This is a genomic window from uncultured Henriciella sp. (genome assembly GCF_964005855.1).
Taxonomy (GTDB): Bacteria; Pseudomonadota; Alphaproteobacteria; order Caulobacterales; family Hyphomonadaceae; genus Henriciella.
On record NZ_CAXFSW010000010.1, the window covers coordinates 1 to 17,751 of the forward strand.

Sequence of the window (17,751 nt, forward strand, 5' to 3'; positions counted from 1 at the left end):
ATAGGCGGTGATGGCGTCCTTGAGGGCTTGCTCATCGCCGCGCTCTCCGAGGGTCGCGAGCGCATTGCCGAGATTGTTCTGGGTGGTGGCCCAATTGAGAGGCACGCGGTCTCTGGTCCACTCCTTGAGGGCTTCGCGGTAGGCGGAGACCGAGCGGTCGAGACTCTTCCGTTCGGGATCCAGAATACCCCGCTCATAGGCGGCATTTGCTTCATGGTGTTTCAGCCGCGCCCGGTCTTCTGCATCGAAAGGCCGAATGAGCCGGGCGGCGCGGGCGAAGTGATCGGCGGCCTTGATGTAGCGGCCTTCGGTCATTGCGAGGTCGCCGCGACGGCCTTCATTCTTTGCAGCGCGGCGAAGGCGCTTCTCGCCCGCCTCCTCGTCGCGCCGCACGGCTTCGGCGAGATGCTGGTCGGCGCCGTCGATATCACCTCTGTCAATGGCCTCGCGGGCAAGGGTGATGATCGCAGCGATTTCGACCTCGTCATTGGTGAGCCGGGCGAGGTCTTCTTCGAGTTGTATGAGGCGTGTTGCGCCCTCTACCAGCTTCTCCCCCCAAAGTTCGGTGGGAATCTGTTGATCAAGAAAACTTAGTGTGATCGTCTCGATCTGTTTCGCGTTCAGGCCAATTTCTTCGGCGCGTTTGAGCGCCAGGGAGCCGACGATAGCGAGCAGCTGGTCGAGCTTGACGTCCATCTTTTTTGTGCGCGCATCGACCTTCGCCAAAGTCTCGTAATTGCGCTCCGCCAGCTCCTTCAGCGCGACCTGCATGTCATAAATGTCACCCAGCTTCTCCGCGATGGCGAGCAGGAGCTGGGGTTCGAATTTGCTGAAATAGGCTTCGTTTTCGATGGCGCCCATGAAGGCGGACTGGATCACGTCGCGGGCGAAGGCCTTGCTGAGGTCGGGGGCGTCTTGGCCGAAGGCCTCAGGCGCGATGTCTGCCAGCTGCGCCATGACGAGGTTGGTCGCCTTGTCAGGGAACTTTCCGGCGCCCTCCGTCGTCGTTCCGGCCAGGGTGGCATAGTCCATCGTGCAGTAGGGGAGGGCGGTGTGAAGCGTTTCCTCTGCGAGCTGGACCTGTTTCAGATATTCGTGCCGGCCCTCCGCCGGGAGGTTGTCGCGCCATGTATCGGCAATCTTCGCGGTGATCTGGCTGAGCGCCTTATCGCTGTCGAGCTGGGCGGCAGCTTTCTTTTTCTTGCGCTCAGCATGGAAGAGCGCGACGAGCGCCGTTGCCCCAACACCTGCCGTGACGCCGCCCGATACCGGAGTGAAGGCTATCGCTGCCGCCCCGAAGCAGAACTGGGCGAGATAATTGACGGTGATATCGTTTAGCTTCATCAGCGCCCCTCCTCACCATCAATCCTATGATAGGTTGATAGCAGACTTCCAGCCTGAATCCGGCGGGTGGCAGCCCCGCAGCAATTTTCGTTGCGTCATCTCTTGCCGCCGCGGTGTGGGTGTTTAGGTCTGCGGCAGTGAGGAATCTGTTCTAGAGGGAAGCGCCAATGTCCGTGCCACCAATCCTGTCCAATCTGCGTCTGCCGGTGATCGGCTCGCCGCTTTTCATCATTTCCGGGCCGGAACTGGTGATTGCCCAGTGCAAGGCCGGTGTTGTCGGCTCTTTTCCGTCGCTGAATGCGCGTCCGATCTCACAGCTCGATGAGTGGCTGGACCAGATCACATCCGAGCTCGACGCCTATAACAAGGCCAATCCGGACCGGCCGGCGGCGCCCTTTGCCGTCAACCAGATCGTCCACAAGACGAATAACCGCCTCGAAGAGGACCTTGAGCTTTGCGTGAAGTACAAGGTGCCGTTTGTGATTACGTCGCTGGGCGCGCGTACCGAGGTGAATGACGCGATCCAGTCCTATGGCGGGATCGTCATGCATGACGTCATCAATACGGTGTTCGCGCACAAGGCGCTGGAGAAGGGGGCCGATGGCCTGATCGCGGTGTGTTCAGGCGCGGGCGGGCATGCCGGCACGCTGTCGCCTTTCGCGCTGATCCAGGAGATCCGCCAGTTCTTTGACGGGCCGCTGGCGCTGTCCGGCTCCATCGCGCATGGCGGCTCGATTGCCGCGGCGCAGGCGATGGGCGCCGACTTTGCCTATATCGGCTCTGCCTTCATCGCCTGTGACGAAGCCCGCGCGGCCGAGGGCTACAAGGATATGATCGTCGACAGCGCGTCGAAGGACATCATCTATTCCAACCTGTTTACCGGCGTGCATGGCAACTATCTGGCGCCCTCGATTGCGCGCGCGGGGCTCGACCCCAATGATCTGCCCGAAAGCGATCCCAGCAAGATGAATTTCGGCTCTGGCGGCAACCAGAAGTCCAAGGCCTGGAAGGATATCTGGGGCTGCGGGCAGGGGATTGGCGCCATCGAGCAGCGGATGCCGACGGCGAAATTCGTCGACAAGTTGGAGCAGGAATACAATGCCGCCATCGCCGCCCTCTCCACCGGGCGGGCCTTTTCTCCGGCGGGATAGACTCTGCGTCGTCCGGATACAGAACATCCGGTAAGTGGCGGTTTTTGAATAGATAATCTGATTGTGCCATCCGGTCTTTCCGACCGGGTGGTATTGGCGGCGATACTTCCCCCTGTCGAAGGAGGAAGCCTCGCCCATGCTTTACCCGTCTTTTCAGTCTGGCCAATTGCGTCTGCGAGATAGCTGGCGCTGGCCCCACTTTTCTGTGCGTGAGCTTGCCTGCCGGTGCGGGGGCCGTTTCTGCGGCGGCGAATATTGGCATGACGCGGCCTTTCTGGATGCGCTGGAAGCGATGCGGGCAGAGGCCGGCGGGCCGCTTGTCATCAATTCCGGGCACAGGTGCGCGGGCTGGAATGCGGCGGTCGGCGGGGCGCCCCTGTCACGGCACAAGCAGGTGGCGGCGGATATCAGGCTGAGCGGTCATGACCGGCACACCCTTCTGGACGCGGCCATCGGGGCGGGGTTCACCGGGCTCGGCCTTGGGCGGAGCTTCCTCCATGTCGACAGGCGGGCGCGGCCAGCGCGCTGGTATTATCCAGGAAGCGAGAAACTATGGATCCAATAACGGGAGTGGCCGCAAGCGCGGCAGGCGGCGGGCTGTTCGGCCTGATCGGTACCGCGCTGGGGCGCGTGGCCGGCTATTTCGAGACGCGCCAGCGCCTTCGGCATGAGACAGAACGCTGGGGCCATGAAACGCGGCTGCTGGAGCTGCAGCGTGAGGCACGGGCCGAAGAGACGGAGGCGGAACTCGCGCTGGCGGAGACGAGCGGGCGATGGGCAGGTCTGGAAGCATCGATGGCGGCCGAGGCGGCGATTGGCGAGAGCTACCCCTGGGTGAACGCGGTGCGCGGGATTACCCGGCCGGGGCTGACCCTGCTGCTGTGGGTGATTTCCGCGATGATCTGGCTCGGCGCGGATGCGGCGGAGCGCGCCGCCATCACCGAAACAGCGACCTTCGCGGCAACCGCTGCAACGCTGTGGTGGTTCGGGGACCGTGGTCCCAAGCGCGAGGCGGCAGGCTAAGGGTGCAAGAAAAAAGGCGGGCCGATGAACGGCCCGCCTTCAACTATTGATGTAGCAATATGCTACCAAAAGATAATTTTCCGTTTGCGTAAAAGCCGGGTCTTGGTGAAAACAGAGCAATGCCGCTCTCAAGACCGAAATCGGATGGCCCCAAAGGACGATGATAAATGGCTAATACCAAATCGGAAAATAGACTTGGCCACCCGTTGAGATTGAGCGGCGTTTCCTTGGTAGTGGTTTTCGTTGGGCTGCCTTGGGCGTCAGCGCAGACGGGGGCCGAGCAAACGTATTCCAGAGCTCTGGAGAAAATCGGCTATGAAGACACGTTTGACGGCGAGATAAATTCGGCGTCGGACTATTTCGAATATCTAGCTGACCAGGCCGGCCCTGAGGATGCATGCAATCTTGGTGAATTGTATAAGCGGGCTGCAATTGACTCTTATATGAGCGAAGAGCTGCTGAAGTATAGAGGGCAAGAACTTGAAGAGGTGGATGTTTTCGCTCTGCCTCCGGAAGAATATGCCGCTGTCAAAGACGAGATTGATCATAATCATAAAAGATGGTTGGCGGGGGAAGTTCAGGAACATGGATGGTTCTCGAAGGCCAGGTGCGGCCCCGATGCGGAAAGTGCGGCATTCTTAATGGTGCAACATCACCCCGATCTCGATTGGCAATCGTCGATATTGGAGATGATGGAAGAGAGCTGGCGGCATGGAAATACGAGCTATTCAAACATAGCGTTTTTGAAAGATAGAATTCGAATAGAACAAGACAGACGCCAGATATACGGCACCCAGGGATATTGTGTTGGTGGTGGGCTCTGGCAGCCTTTCGAATTGGAAAACCCAGACAAAGTCGATGAATTGCGGGCTGAAGCGGGGCTACCCAGTCTGGATGAGTACTCAGCCACGGTGGCGCGCAATTTCTGTCAGAAAGATCCGGTTCAATAATCAGAAAAATATGGCCTGGGCCAGTGTCGTGGCGGGCTTCCTGTGTTTTGCACCGACACCCAGTGGAAGTTCTGGCGAGATAGCGCGGAACGGCGACCTTCGCGGCAACCACGGCAACGCTGTGGTGGTTCGGGGACCGTGGTCCCAAGCGCGACGCCGCAGACTAAAGGCGCAAGAAAAAAGGCGGGCCGATAAAAACGGCCCGCCTTCATTTAGATGGATGTATCCGAAAGCCTAGAAGGTCTTCTGGACCCGGACAAAGCCACTACGACCAAGTAGGTCATACTGTGATGCAGCAACCGGCACATTGCCGCGGCGGCTTGCAACATCGGTTGAGACAATCGGCGGCTCTTCGTCGAAGACGTTAGACATGCCGACGGTCAGGGCCCAGGTGTCCTGTTCCCAACGTGCAGAGATGTCGTGGTACCAGACAGCTTCCGTGTCATCGATATAGCGTGCGCCGCCCGGATAACCGAAGTAGCCACGTACCGAATCCGAAGACAGGTAAGCGTTGGACATCCGGCCGACAAAGTCGGAGAACCAGCTCACCGTCCAGTCGCCGGTTTCCCAGGACAGACGCATATTGGCGGTCACTTGCGGATCACCAATGCTGCCGTTGAAGTCGTCATCCTCAAAGCCAGATTCCGCGTCCGCGCTGAACAGACGCTGAAGGTCTTCAAAGGTCCAGGTGGCCTGGCCTTCATAGATCAGCGTGCCCATGTCGAAGTCATGGGTATAGCGGATCGTGGCATCGAGACCGCGGCTCACCTGCTCGTTCACGTTCAGGAAGTTGTCCGTGACGTCCGTGATGTTGTTAGCGCGGGTCGGGTCGTCGCCCGGGGCACGCTCGAACAGGTTACAGAACTCGTTCGGGTAGTTCTGGGAGCCGTAGCAACCGCCGATGATAACGTCCGCGCCGAGCTGAGCAACCTGATCGTTCACTTCGATCTCGAAGTAGTCGAGAGCGACGTTGAGGTCCGCGAAGGTTGGCGTATAGATCACACCGAAGGTCTGGGCCGTGGAAGTTTCGGCTTCCAGACGACCGGCGCCGCCACCTGAGACGATCGTGGCGGAAGAGCCTGCACCGGTATAGTCCGGCGCAATACCTTCGGCCGCGCAATTGGCAATGATGTTCTCGTTCGAGCTTTCACCATAGTTGATGCACGGGTCGATCGCAGTCTGGCTGAGGAAGGACGTCTGGTTACCGAGGAACAGCTCATAGAGAGCCGGGGCGCGGTAGGAGGTGCCGTAGGTGCCGCGGAAGCGAACCGTCGGGATGACCTGCCAGTTGAGACCAACCTTGTAGACCGAATCCGAGCCGTAGGACTCATAATCGAACGCACGGCCAGAGAGGTTCAGGGACAGCTCTTCTGCGAAGCGCTGGCCTGCCAGGATCGGCACTTCGACCTCACCATAGATCTCAGCCACGTTGTCGGAGCCTTTGGTTATGAGAGCGGAGCTGCCGCCCCAGACATTTCCGTCGAGCGACTCCTGACCTGGCTGGTCATCAATGCTGAAGTCACGGTATTCGACACCGAGACCCACCCCAACAGCGCCGGCCGGAAGCTCAAACAGCTCGCCGGTCACGACACCGCTCACGAGCCATTGCTCATAGACCGTGTTGCCGGTGTCCTGCGTGGTCAGGAAATCGTACTCGGCGTCGGTGAAGTTGCCGGCGAGGATACGGGGATCGAAATAGTCGATAGACGGGCCGTCAGCATCGAAATCTACATCGCCAGAGCGGTCGGCAAGGATGACATTGTTGGTGTAATCGCCTTCCGAACGCGAATAGGACCCGCCGACGCTCCAGTTCCAGTTCGACAGGAAGCCGGTATTACCGAAATCGCCGTCAAGCGAGGTAGAACCGTAGTAATAGTCGACGGTCACATCGGTATTCGAGGGGAAGATGATGACCGGCTGAACGGCAGAGTTCAGCGGGTTATCATAGGTCGGGTTGTCTGCGTAATCGAGGCCGAATCCGGCCACCGACGCGCCGCCGATGAGCGGGAAGAACTGACGCCAGCCTTCTGCGGTCGTATCACGGGTGGTGTACAGAAGTTCGGTCGTCCAGTCGGCGAAGCCAACATTGATATTGCCAAGACCGTAGAGGCTGACACGCTCAGTCTCGTTGATAGCCATGGTTGACTGCTGACGCGGATCGGTCAGAACGTCTTCATAGAACGCCACGCCGGGTGTTCCGGTGTTGTAGCGCTCGTTCTGGCGGGGGCGATAGCCCGGCACCGGACCAACGGTCACACCGTCCGGGGACGGAATGTAACGGTCGCCGCTGAGCGCGTCGATGAAGGTGTTGATGTAGATGTTCGAGCAGTTGCGCGTGGTGAGGCCGCCGGTGATGGAGCGGTTCTCGCGGTCAACCCGCTGGCCGGTGTCCGGATCATAGACCAGGTCTTCCTGGCAGTTCAGGTAGTCGCGCTGACCGACGCGGAGGGCTTCCTCCTTCTGGTATTCGGCGCCGACAAGGATGTTGCCTGCATCGAAGTTCCAGCCATAGGCACCATCGACGGAATAGCTTGCGCCGCCGCCACCATAGGGAGCGTTGACGGCGACATTGATTTCCGGACGGTCGATCGAGGTGCGGGTGATGATGTTCACAACACCGGCAACAGCGTCAGAACCGTAGATCGACGAAGCGCCGTCCTTGAGGATCTCGACGCGCTGGATCATGGAATCGGGGATCACGTTCAGGTCAAACGAGCCGACCTGGCCGCGCGTACCAGCCGGACCGGGGCGGTTGCCGTTGAGAAGAACGAGCGAGCGCTGGGCACCGAGACCGCGAAGCGAGATCGAGTTGATGCCCGTACCGCCTTCAACGACGAAGCCGTTGAACTGGTTGTTGAACTGGACGGAACCGGACGCGACACTGGAAGACTGAATGATGTCGGCGGTGTCGACGAGGCCTTCAAGCGTGGCGGTCTCAGCCGTGATCACCTGAATCGGCGAGCTCGAGCTGAATTCGTCGCGGCTCAGCAGCGAGCCGGTGACGACAACGCGTTCCTGACGGGCTTCCGGCTCGTCACTCTCGTCCTGCGTTTCGGTCGTGATGACCGGCTCGTCTGTGTCGGTTTCCTGCGCGTAGGCAACGCCCGTAAAGGCGAAAACGCTGTAGGCTACGGAGCCAAGCGCAAGATACCGCAGATCGTTCTTTATCGACATGGATACCCCTTTAAGATCGGAATGATTTATTCCCTGAGTCCCGCCCTGAATGCCGGGATACCTATGCATGCCTGCCACATTACAGAGCCGTAAACCCTCAGTTGCACCGGCTTGTGCGCATGGGACGATCGTGTGACATTTCGGTGACATTAGGGGCCCGGAAATGCCCGGCTTAACCTCTAGGGGGTATAATCGTGCGCCTGCGCCCCGAAGTTGACCGAAAGCGTTGCATGGGCAAGTGTCCAAACCATGAATTCAATATGGAAGGAAGCTTCTATGAAGCGGCACTCACTTATAGCTGCGGGCGCCCTTGGCCTGGCCCTCAGCGCACAGGCTGACCCGGTACCGATAGAGGCCTTTGCCAAGGAACCGAACATCTCCAGTCTCTCGATGTCGAATGACGGGACCTATGTGGTCGGCCTCATCGCGACGCCGGGCGAGGACAATGAAACCCTTTCGCTGGCAAGCTGGGATTTGCCGGAGACGATCGACACCTCCAAACCGCTTGTGCCTTCGCGGATCACGCCGCCGAACGACAAGATGCGGTTCTTTGCGATCCAGGCGCTGCCGGGGGACAATGTCTTCGTCGCGGGGCGCCAGGCATGGACCGGTCAGACCTATTGTACCGAGGGTGGCGGCGCAGGCGCTGTGAAGACTTTTGTGGCCAAATTCTATGTCGGCTCCAAGGATCTCAATGATCTGGATGAAGGGATTGCGGGTCTTGGCACCGAACGTCTGGCCAGCAAGCAGCTCGAACAGTGCCGCGATCTCCAGAATACGACCAGTATCGCCAATAGGCTGCCGCTTGAGGAAGACCAGGTCATCGTCCGCTACTTCAATGTCGGCAACGGCGAGACAGAGTATTACCGCGTGAACATGCGGACGGGAGCGAAAACCTTCATCTACAATGGATCTGGCCGCCAGCAGATCGCCTTCACCGACCCGCGCGATGGCCGGATCCTGGTGCGTCAGGGCATTGAGGCGGCCGGCGATGGCGACTGGCGTGTCGAGACCTATATGCTGAACCAGAGCACAGGCCAGATGGAGCACGAGGAGGCGCTCGATTACCTCGCCTCCAACCGTTATCAGATGGACGTGGCTGGCTATGACGAGGCGTCTGGCCGCTATTACATGATCACCGACAAATTCTCGGACAAGGCGGCAGTCTATTTCTATGATCCGCAGACGGACGAATTCAGTTCCGACCCGGTCTTCGCTCACCCGGATTTTTCCGCGACGAGCGTTATCCTGGGCACCGATGAAGAGAACTGGAACGAGCCGCTCGGCTTCCGCTATGCGGCGGCCACGGTCGAGACCTACTGGCTCGATCCGGAAATGCGCTCCATTCAGGAAGGGCTCGAGCAGGCCTTTCCGGGCCAGCTGGTCGATCTGATCGACACAGCCGACGAGCGCAATCGTATCCTCTTCTCGACCGAGGCCTCTGACCAGCCGCCGACCTATTACATGCTGGTCGACAAGAGCAAGGTCGCGGCGATTGGTGACAGCCGGCCCTGGATCGACGAATCCGATATCGGCACGACGGAACTGATCTATTATTCGGCCCGCGACGGTCTCAAAGTGCCGGGCCTTCTGTCTCTGCCGGAGGGGTATGAGGCGGAAACCGATGGGCGTATCCCGACGATTATCCTGCCGCATGGCGGTCCCTGGGCGCGCGACTATGCCGGCTGGGACGTCTCCGGCTGGGTGCCGTTCCTGACCTCGCGTGGCTATGCCGTGCTCCAGCCCCAGTATCGCGGCTCGACCGGCTTCGGCCGTGAGCTGTGGTTTGCGGGCGACAAGGAGTGGGGCCAGAAGATGCAGGACGACAAGGATGACGGGGCGCAATACCTCGTCGACCAGGGCATTGCCGATCCCGACAAGCTCGCCATCTTCGGCTATTCCTATGGCGGCTTCGCAGCCTTTGCCGCGACGGTTCGCGAGAACAGCCCCTATCAGTGCGCGATTGCCGGTGCCGGCGTTTCAAACCTCTCGCTGTTCAACCGCCTGGTGAGCGAGGACCGTATCCAGCGCATCGTCCAGGGCGAAACGCTGGCCGGTATGGATCCGAGCAAGAACACCGAAAAGGCGAACATCCCGATCCTCGTCTATCATGGCGACCGTGATGTGCGCGTGCCGATCAAGGAAGGCCGCGGCTTCTATAATGCGGTCAAGGGCCGCGTGAATGCGAAGTTCGTGGAGATCAAGGATATGCCGCACAGCCTGCCATGGTGGCCCGACCATCATCGTCAGTCGCTGAAGGCCATCGATGACTGGCTGAAGAGCGATAACTGTTTCGGCGGTTAAGGCTCACCACAGCGAACCAATCGGGAGGGCCGCGCCGGAAGGGTGCGGCCCTTTTGCTTTGGGGTCAGAGGCACGTCAGTCATGTCCTGCAAGGCCGGGACGTCGAGCGAACGGCCGGAAAGTGCCTCAGGACAAGTCGGCCGGCCGCCGCGCCGTCTCGCCGGGGAGCCAGGAAAGGTCGCGCACAGGGGGCGCAAAGGTCAGACCGGCAAGCCTGTCCAGCTCCTCGCCGTCGAGGATCTGGATAAAGGATTTGCGCCGTTCGATGCAGCCCTCCGACTCGAGAGCCTTGATCGTGCGCGAGACATGGACGTTGCTGATGCCGATGAACGCCCCGATCTCTTCCTGAGTCATCGGGCAGTGAAACTGGTCATCGCTGTGATGCGGGTCTCTGCTCAACCGGTTCATCGTCTGACGGATGAAGAGGGCGAGCCTGGCGAGGGCGCTGCCCGTCCGCGCGGCACAGGCGCGTTCATACTGCAGCTGCTGCAGCTCGCTGGATAGAAAGGCAAAGGCACACCCAAGTCTCGGAGCGGCGCTCAGCAGGCCTTCCAGCTGGTCCCGACCGCAGGTGTAGATCGTCGCGTGTGACAGGGCATAGATACGGTACGGCAATGCCGACAAAGCGAGGTCGGCAAGGCCGGCAAGGTCGCCAGGCAGGTGGACTTCGACAATCCGGCGCCGTCCGTGGCTATCGCTCCGTTCAGCGGCGAGCCATCCCTTCTTGATTGCGAGAATGGGAGGCGGTTCATTCAGGTCCGCTACGACTTCTCCCGGTGCGATGTCCCGCGGCTCCAATCTGAGGTCTCTGATCGCCGCTTCTTCCTGTGGAGAGAGCTCCAGCAGCGCTGATAGCGCTGCCGATAAGGGGCCCGCAGGGGAGTCGGACCGGGGTTTAATTACCATGATCCCCGCTCCGGGAGCCTTTCTCGCAGATCAAGATTCGTTCGCGGCCCATCTTGAGCGCCAGGACTGAAATTTCCGGACGCGACTTATCCTGTTCCTTGCGTTTGAGGTTGTCGGGCCGCCCTGGCTCCAGCTGGAGCGCGGCAGGGAAGGTTTCCCCGCTCATGTCGGCCAGCTCGGCTGGGTCTCCGCTGGTCATGGCTTGCGCTCCGGATCCGGACAGTATTTCAGGCAGACATCGACCGCATGAACACGCATTAAGAGTGTCAAACAAGTTAACCACACGCTGATGTAGAGTTTGCAGCAGACTGGTACGACCGTGCATCGAGCCAGTTCTGCGCGACTATTTTCACGCGGGCCGCCAGATGACTTGCGGCGCTGTCCGCGTCGGCTGAGCGCCGTTTGGCGAGACGCTGCAGGGTTTCACGCGGGGTGTTGCGGATCGCGACAAAGAGCTTGTCCTCAAGCTCAGCAAGCCGGAACGAGGTCTCCGCCTTGCTGATCAGTCGCCGTCTCCTCTCGGAAACGCTCCGCTTGAAAAAGCGGTAGGTCGCTGCCACCAGGCGCCGCGCCAAGGCGATGGGGGAGTTGGTCCTCTCTGCATCTTGAGAGCTATCAAGTCCGGCCAGCATGCCCGTCGGCGCGCTTTTGATGGAAGCAGTCAGAAGTGATTGGAGAGTGTTCATTTGCCGGGTTTTAAAATGACACCCCGGCCCGGCAAAGACGCTCTACTTAACCTAGGTTACAGGATTGTCGGTGTACTGCGCAAAAACGTCTCGGGGCGCGTTTGATAGTCACCCACGCGGGGCGATCGTCTGGCAGATGTTCGCGATTAGAAGGCGACCGCAGAATCGCAATGCGAGAAGGCAACCGTTCTGGACGCGTCTGTGAGAAGGGGCAGGCACCGCCCCTGCCGGGGCATTCATTTCCTGTTTTCGATCCACTGGATCGAAATTTTGCAAAGCAAGCCGGAAAATGAATGGTGCCGCGAGACAGAATTGAACTGTCGACCTCGTCATTACCAATGACGCGCTCTACCACTGAGCTACCGCGGCATTTGATCGTGTGAGGCACGCCCTTAGCTTATGCCGCGAATGATGAAAAGACCGTTTCAGACATGGAGCTGAACAAATGGCAGCTAAGGAAACAGAGAGCGAGCGCGAAGCAAGGCTGAAAGCGGCGCTGCGCGACAATCTCAAAAGGCGCAAACAGGCCGCCCGGAAGGCGCGTGAGGACAAGCCGAAGGACAAGGACTGACCGCGCCTGATAAGGGGTAACTGCCCGCCTGGCAGGCAGGTCATTTTAGGGTGTCTGCAGCCCTGCCGGCGAATGACCGCATTCGCGCCTTTCCCCGGCCACGCGGCGCACTATAAGACCAGCCCATGGACAAACTCAAAATCACTGGCGGACGGCCGCTTTCCGGCGAAATCCCGATTTCGGGGGCGAAAAACTCAGCCCTCAAGCTGATGGCGGCCTGCCTGCTGACGGCTGAACCGCTGACGCTGACGAATATGCCGAATCTGGCCGATACGCGGTTCCTCTCGCAGCTCCTGCAGACGCTGGGGGTTGAGGTCTACTGGCCCAAGGGCGAGACGGTGTGCCGGCTGAACGCTGAAAACCTCACCTCGACGATCGCGCCCTATGAGCAGGTGCGAAAGATGCGGGCGAGCTTCAACGTGCTGGGCCCGATGCTGGCGCGCTATGGCCATGCGACGGTCTCCTTGCCGGGCGGGTGCGCTATCGGTGCACGGCCAGTGGATCTGCATCTGCAGGCCTTCGAGGCGATGGGGGCGGACCTGCTGGTCGAACAGGGCTATGTGAAGGCGGCGGCGATCCACGGGCTGAAGGGCGCGCAGATTGTCTTTCCCTTTGTCTCTGTCGGGGCGACGGAACACGCCATGCTGGCTGCGACGCTGGCCAAGGGCGAGACGGTTCTGGAAAACGCCGCGCGCGAGCCGGAGATTGCCGATCTTGCCGACTGTCTCAACGCGATGGGCGCGAAGATCGAGGGGGCAGGCTCCTCAACCATCACCATTCAGGGCGTCGATGAGCTGCACGGCACCGAACACAAGGTGATGTCGGACCGGATCGAGGCGGGCACCTATGCCATGGCCGTGGCGGCTGCTGGCGGTCATGTCACGCTGACCAATGCGCCGGTCGCCGCGCTGAGCGCGATCAATCATGCGCTGCGCAATGCGGGTGTGAAGGTCGAGGCCGACAAGGAGGCGGGGACCATCGAGATCGAGACGACCGGCAAACCGCTGACGGCCGTCAATGTGGACACCGCGCCGCATCCCGGTTTTCCGACGGACCTTCAGGCGCAGTTCATGGCACTCATGTCGCTGGCGCGCGGGACCTCCATCATTCGCGAGAACATCTTCGAGAACCGTTTCATGCACGCGCCCGAGCTTTCACGTCTCGGGGCGAATATTGCCGTGCGGGGATCTGAAGCCATCGTGACAGGTGTGGAGAAGCTCAAAGGCGCCCCTGTTATGGCGACGGACCTGCGTGCCTCTGTCTCTCTTGTCATTGCGGCCCTCGCTGCCCAAGGTGAAACGGAAGTCAGCCGCATCTACCATCTCGACCGGGGATTTGAGCGGCTGGAAGACAAGCTGAGAGCTGTGGGCGCCGATGTGCGCCGGGTCAGCGATGAGGATGAAGGCTAGAGGCCGGGGACCAGAGTATGGCAGAGCAGACACCGCTACGGCTGATCGCTGAAGACAGCGATGACCTCACCGTCATCTCGGCGGCGGTTCAGGACGCCGTGATCAAGGCGGAGAACTTCCGCTATGAGAGCCGTCAGCGCCGTTTCTCGCTGGAGATCAACCGCTTTCGCTGGGAAGAGGCGCTGGGCGAGCCGAAACGCGCGCCGAAGACGCGCATCCGGTCGCTGCTGGCCTTTGACGGCGTGCTGGCGGTCAAGACCCGCGGCGTTTCGCGGGCCGACCCGGACCTTGTCTATTCGATCCTGAACATCGAGTTCGAGCCAAATCCAGAGCCGCCGGGCGGTATTGTGCGCCTGCATTTCGCAGGCGACGGTGAGCTGGCGCTTGAAGTTGAGGTGCTGGACGCCACTCTTCTCGACAGTGACTATGAATGGACGACGCGCCGCATGCCAGAGCATGAGCGCAGGAGACGCTGATGGGCAGATGGATTGACGGCACCAGGGGCGACTTTGCCGACGCGCTGAAGGCGTTTCTGGATGAGCCGCGCGGCGAAGTGGAGAATGTCGCGCAGACGGTTTCAGATGTCCTCGCCGATGTGCGCGAGAAGGGCGGCGAAGCCGTTGCGCGCTATACGTCCAAATTCGACCGGCTGACTCTGGATCCGGTGACTCTGCAGTCCGACAATGTGGACCTCTATGCGCTTGCAGCCGGGTGCCCGGCGGAATTGCGCGAGGCCATAGATTTCGCAGCGGCACGCATCGAGGCCTATCATGAGCGCCAGCGCCCGAGCGACAATTTCTTCAAGGATGCCGAGGGCATTGAACTGGGCTGGCGCTGGACGCCGCTCGACAGTGTTGGCGTCTATGTGCCGGGCGGGCTCGCCTCCTATCCAAGTTCGGTCCTGATGAATGCCGTGCCGGCCAAGCTCGCCGGGGTGAAACGGGTCGTGATGACGGCGCCTGCGCCGGGCGGGCAGCTCTCCAGTGCGGTGGCCTATGCCGCGCTTAAGGCTGGTGTCGATGAGTATTACCCGGTTGGCGGGGCGCAGGCCGTTGCCGCGCTGACCTTTGGGGCAGGGCATCTGGCGCCGGTCGACAAGATTGTCGGTCCCGGCAATGCCTATGTCACAGAGGCCAAGCGGCAGGTGTTCGGCCGGGTTGGCATCGATACGATTGCAGGCCCGTCGGAGATTCTGGTGGTTGCCGATGAGAGCGCGAATCCCGACTGGATCGCGGCCGACCTTCTCAGCCAGTGCGAGCACGATACATCCTCCCAGTCGATTCTGATCACTGTGGAAAAGCCTGTGGGTAAGGCTGTGGAAGAAGCTGTGGAAAAGCAGTTGAAAAGCCTGTCCACAGAGACGCGCGCCCGCAGCGCCTGGGAAAACCATGGGGCCATCATCCTGGCGAAGGATCTTGACCAGGCCGCAGACATTGCCAACGAGATCGCGGCCGAGCATCTGGAGCTCGCTATCAGCGATCCGGACATGCTGTTGCCGCAGATCCGGCATGCCGGCGCGGTCTTCCTTGGTCATTACACGCCAGAGGCGCTGGGCGACTATGTGACGGGGTCGAACCATGTCCTGCCGACCAGCCGGGCGGCGCGCTTCAGCTCCGGCCTGGGCCTGACTGATTTCATGAAGCGGATGAGTATCCAGCGCGCCGGGCCGGAAGGATTTGCGAGCCTTGCGCCCTCCGTGCTTCGCCTGGCTGAGGCCGAGGGCCTGCCGGCGCATGCGCGGTCGGTTTCCATTCGCACCAATAGCGGTGGGGGAGATGGCGGATAAGCGTCTGGTCGCCGTCGAAATCGATGAGGAAACGCTCTCGTCCAGCGGTCCTGACGCAGAGCATGAGCGCCGCGTCGCCATTTTCGACCTGATCGAGGAAAACTCTTTCGGCGTGATCGGCGATGAGAGTGGGCCCTATGTGCTCCACCTCTCCATGCTTGAGCGCAAGCTGGTGTTCGACATCCGGCTGGAGGATCAGACCAAGGTCCACATGTTCATCCTGTCGGTTTCGCCTTTCAGGGGAATTATCCGGGACTATTTCATGATCTGCGAGAATTACTATTCCGCGATCAAGACCCAGAGCCCGCATCAGATCGAGGCGATCGACATGGCGCGGCGGGGCATTCACAATGAGGGCTCGACGCTGCTGGCAGAGCGGCTGGAGAACAAGATCGAGGTGGATTTCGATACTGCCCGCCGGCTTTTCACGCTGATCTGTGCCCTGCATGCAGGCCAGACACGCGGCCCGTCGGCATAGGAAATGCCGGATGGAGGCACAGGCCGGGCGGCACCTTGATGGCCGGTGCGCAATTGAAATTTGCGGTGTCTGGCACCAAATCCCCCCTCGAGCCGTTACTTCCGGCAGGCGCGGGCGCCGCAGCCGCCGTGTTTTACGGCTTGCTCTTCCACGTGACGAAAGTTACGAACCGCGCCATATCTGCCGCGCGGAAGGGCCGTCTTTCCCTTTTGTGGCTGAACAAGGAGTGCCAATGTCAAAAGAAGAACTGATCGAGTTCAACGGAACGATCATGGAGCTGCTGCCGAACGCGACCTTCCGCGTGAAGCTGGAGAATGATCACGAAATCATCGGCTATACAGCCGGCAAGATGCGCAAGAACCGCATCCGTATCCTGACGGGCGACAAGGTGCTCGTCGAAATGACGCCCTATGATCTGACCAAGGGCCGGATCACCTATCGCTTCAAATAGTCATGACCCTAGCGACGCGCGCGCCCCTGATATTGGCGAGCGCGAGTCCGAGGCGGCTCGACTTGCTGGCACAGGCCGGGATTGTGCCAGACCGTGTCCAGCCCGCCGATATTGACGAAACCCCGCTAAAAGACGAAACGCCCGCCGCGCTGGCCGAACGCCTTGCGCGCGAAAAGGCGTTGCATGTCCATGAGGCCGGCTGTTTTACCCTTGCGGGGGACACAGTGGTTGCGCTGGGCCGGCGCATGCTGCCCAAGGCGGGCGATGCCAGCGAGGTGGCCGAGTGCCTGGGCCTGCTTTCGGGGCGGGCGCATCAGGTGCTGTCAGGTCTGGCAGTCTGCGCGCCGGATGGGCGGATATCTGTCCGGGTCGTGACATCGCGTGTCGTGTTCAAGCGGCTCACCGGCTCTGAGGTCGAGCGCTATGCGCAGCAGGGCGACGGGGTGGGCAAGGCCGGTGGCTATGCGATCCAGGGGCAGGCGGCACCTTTCATCAGACGGATCAATGGCTCCTACACGGCGATTGTCGGACTGCCGCTTTATGAGGCGGTGTCGATGCTGGAAGGTCTCGGCTACCGGAAAGATGCCTGATTGGTGAGCGGCGCGGTGTAGCGTGGCAGGGCAGACCGGCCTTCCGGTGACTGCGGCGCGGCCATGTCGATGAGGGTTACACTGACCCGCGCGTCTGCGGGCAGGACCTCGCGCACCGGCATGCTGAACGTCCGCGAACTCTTCCCCAATACGACAAGACTGGCGAGCGGGATGGTGACCGCCCGGCCTTTCCCATCAATCTCTATGCTGCCCTGAAGACGGGCATGGGCGCTGCCGGTATTCTCGATCATGAGATCGATGCGCCTGGCGGTCCCGCGCTCCTTTGAAAGCGTGACATCGCGGATGGCTGGCTGACTGTAGGCGCCGGGGCCGGTCAGATAGACAAGGCTTGCGACCTCAAGCTTGCGCAGGGTGTTGTTGTGGCCGGCACGGGTGTCCGGGGCAATGCTGGAAGCGAGAAGCGCGGTGCGCCGTGCGCCGGTCTTCTCAAAATCTGACGGGGCAATGATGTCGATGAGGATGTCACGCTGCTCACCGGGGGCGAGGGTGACAAATCCCGGCGAGACACGCACCCAGCCGGCAGCAGAGGTTTCGGTATCGCCGGGCGCGATCAGCGTCAGCTCCCCGTCGCTGGACAGGGCCCAGTCTGCGAGACCAAGGGTGAGGTCCAGCGTTTCGGCGGTTTCATTGGTGAGGGTGAGGAGATCGCGCTGGCGCTCACCTGCGGCGATGCCGATTTCGAGGGATGTCGGATCGAGGCGGATGGTGTCGGCGTCGGCTGGCATATAGCTGCCGGCAAGGATTGCACTTGCCAGCAGGATGCCGCGACTGAGCCGATTGAGTTTCATCCCCTGTCCCTGTGTGGGCCGGTCTGTGCTTGCAGCCTAGGCAGGGCAGGTTACCGGCAGGTTTAAGCGGTGCGCGCTTATTCTTGCGTCCGGGCGCGCGGCGGGATAGCCCGTTTCGC

The 17,751-nt window shown here is 60.9% G+C and carries 17 protein-coding genes, 1 tRNA gene and 1 pseudogene; 12 read left to right on the forward strand and 7 right to left on the reverse strand.

Going from position 1 to position 17,751, the window contains the following annotated elements; genetic code table 11:
• A pseudogene (locus ABNU55_RS11050) lies at window positions 1-1,344 on the reverse strand (hypothetical protein); the annotation flags it as partial.
• A gap of 167 nt (window positions 1,345-1,511) precedes the next feature.
• Between ABNU55_RS11050 and ABNU55_RS11055 the strand changes: the two are divergent.
• From ABNU55_RS11055 to ABNU55_RS11070, 4 genes are all read left to right on the forward strand, one after another.
• On the forward strand, window positions 1,512-2,495 hold the full coding sequence (locus ABNU55_RS11055) for a nitronate monooxygenase family protein (RefSeq protein ID WP_290754377.1): 984 nt from the start codon (window positions 1,512-1,514) through the stop codon (window positions 2,493-2,495).
• Between the two features lie 136 nt (window positions 2,496-2,631).
• Window positions 2,632-3,060 carry a D-Ala-D-Ala carboxypeptidase family metallohydrolase gene (locus ABNU55_RS11060; protein WP_290754376.1) on the forward strand — a complete coding sequence of 143 codons (429 nt, stop codon included), beginning with the start codon at window positions 2,632-2,634 and terminating at the stop codon, window positions 3,058-3,060.
• On the forward strand, window positions 3,048-3,518 hold the full coding sequence (locus ABNU55_RS11065) for a hypothetical protein (RefSeq protein WP_290754375.1): 471 nt from the start codon (window positions 3,048-3,050) through the stop codon (window positions 3,516-3,518). The genes ABNU55_RS11060 and ABNU55_RS11065 overlap by 13 nt, the downstream gene beginning before the upstream one ends.
• 167 nt (window positions 3,519-3,685) lie before the next feature.
• Window positions 3,686-4,468 carry a DUF6624 domain-containing protein gene (locus ABNU55_RS11070; protein WP_290754374.1) on the forward strand — a complete coding sequence of 261 codons (783 nt, stop codon included), beginning with the start codon at window positions 3,686-3,688 and terminating at the stop codon, window positions 4,466-4,468.
• A 234-nt stretch (window positions 4,469-4,702) separates the two neighbouring features.
• On the opposite strand, the gene ABNU55_RS11075 is transcribed toward ABNU55_RS11070, so the two are convergent.
• Window positions 4,703-7,642: a TonB-dependent receptor gene (locus ABNU55_RS11075; RefSeq protein ID WP_290754373.1), complete on the reverse strand. Its 2,940-nt coding sequence runs from the start codon at window positions 7,640-7,642 to the stop codon at window positions 4,703-4,705.
• Window positions 7,643-7,918: 276 nt separating this feature from the next.
• On the opposite strand from ABNU55_RS11075, the gene ABNU55_RS11080 reads away from it, so the two are divergent.
• Complete coding sequence (locus ABNU55_RS11080) at window positions 7,919-9,946, forward strand: prolyl oligopeptidase family serine peptidase (protein WP_348764362.1); 2,028 nt, start codon at window positions 7,919-7,921, stop codon at window positions 9,944-9,946.
• Window positions 9,947-10,072: 126 nt separating this feature from the next.
• On the opposite strand, the gene ABNU55_RS11085 is transcribed toward ABNU55_RS11080, so the two are convergent.
• The 4 genes from ABNU55_RS11085 to ABNU55_RS11100 form a co-directional block, all read right to left on the reverse strand.
• The gene (locus ABNU55_RS11085) at window positions 10,073-10,852 is read right to left on the reverse strand and encodes a Crp/Fnr family transcriptional regulator (RefSeq protein ID WP_290754371.1); all 780 of its coding nucleotides are present in this window, start codon (window positions 10,850-10,852) and stop codon (window positions 10,073-10,075) included.
• Complete coding sequence (locus tag ABNU55_RS11090) at window positions 10,842-11,051, reverse strand: hypothetical protein (protein WP_290756633.1); 210 nt, start codon at window positions 11,049-11,051, stop codon at window positions 10,842-10,844. The genes ABNU55_RS11085 and ABNU55_RS11090 overlap by 11 nt, the downstream gene beginning before the upstream one ends.
• Window positions 11,052-11,127: 76 nt before the next feature.
• Window positions 11,128-11,484, reverse strand: a complete 357-nt coding sequence (locus ABNU55_RS11095; RefSeq protein ID WP_290753939.1) for a hypothetical protein — start codon at window positions 11,482-11,484, stop codon at window positions 11,128-11,130.
• Window positions 11,485-11,832: 348 nt separating this feature from the next.
• Window positions 11,833-11,907 (reverse strand) — tRNA-Thr (locus ABNU55_RS11100).
• Window positions 11,908-11,983: 76 nt separating this feature from the next.
• Between ABNU55_RS11100 and ABNU55_RS11105 the strand changes: the two genes are divergently transcribed.
• From ABNU55_RS11105 to ABNU55_RS11135, 7 genes are all read left to right on the forward strand, one after another.
• A complete protein-coding gene (locus ABNU55_RS11105; protein WP_290753941.1) occupies window positions 11,984-12,109 on the forward strand; it encodes a hypothetical protein in 126 nt (41 codons plus the stop codon).
• Between the two features lie 125 nt (window positions 12,110-12,234).
• Entirely contained in the window at window positions 12,235-13,518 is a 1,284-nt protein-coding gene (gene murA, locus ABNU55_RS11110; RefSeq protein ID WP_290753944.1) for a UDP-N-acetylglucosamine 1-carboxyvinyltransferase, read from the forward strand.
• A gap of 17 nt (window positions 13,519-13,535) precedes the next feature.
• Window positions 13,536-13,994 (forward strand): DUF2948 family protein, encoded by a 459-nt coding sequence (locus tag ABNU55_RS11115; RefSeq protein WP_290753946.1) that lies wholly within the window; start codon window positions 13,536-13,538, stop codon window positions 13,992-13,994.
• A complete protein-coding gene (hisD, locus tag ABNU55_RS11120; protein WP_290753950.1) occupies window positions 13,994-15,304 on the forward strand; it encodes a histidinol dehydrogenase in 1,311 nt (436 codons plus the stop codon). The genes ABNU55_RS11115 and hisD overlap by 1 nt, the downstream gene beginning before the upstream one ends.
• On the forward strand, window positions 15,294-15,782 hold the full coding sequence (locus ABNU55_RS11125; protein WP_290753952.1) for a UPF0262 family protein: 489 nt from the start codon (window positions 15,294-15,296) through the stop codon (window positions 15,780-15,782). The genes hisD and ABNU55_RS11125 overlap by 11 nt, the downstream gene beginning before the upstream one ends.
• Window positions 15,783-16,014: 232 nt before the next feature.
• Window positions 16,015-16,233, forward strand: a complete 219-nt coding sequence (infA, locus tag ABNU55_RS11130) for a translation initiation factor IF-1 (RefSeq protein ID WP_018147535.1) — start codon at window positions 16,015-16,017, stop codon at window positions 16,231-16,233.
• Between the two features lie 2 nt (window positions 16,234-16,235).
• Entirely contained in the window at window positions 16,236-16,823 is a 588-nt protein-coding gene (locus ABNU55_RS11135; RefSeq protein ID WP_290753957.1) for a nucleoside triphosphate pyrophosphatase, read from the forward strand.
• Here ABNU55_RS11135 and ABNU55_RS11140 read toward each other — a convergent pair.
• Window positions 16,805-17,632 (reverse strand): hypothetical protein, encoded by an 828-nt coding sequence (locus ABNU55_RS11140; RefSeq protein WP_290753960.1) that lies wholly within the window; start codon window positions 17,630-17,632, stop codon window positions 16,805-16,807. The two genes, ABNU55_RS11135 and ABNU55_RS11140, sit on opposite strands and share 19 nt — an antisense overlap.
• Window positions 17,633-17,751 lie beyond the last annotated feature (119 nt).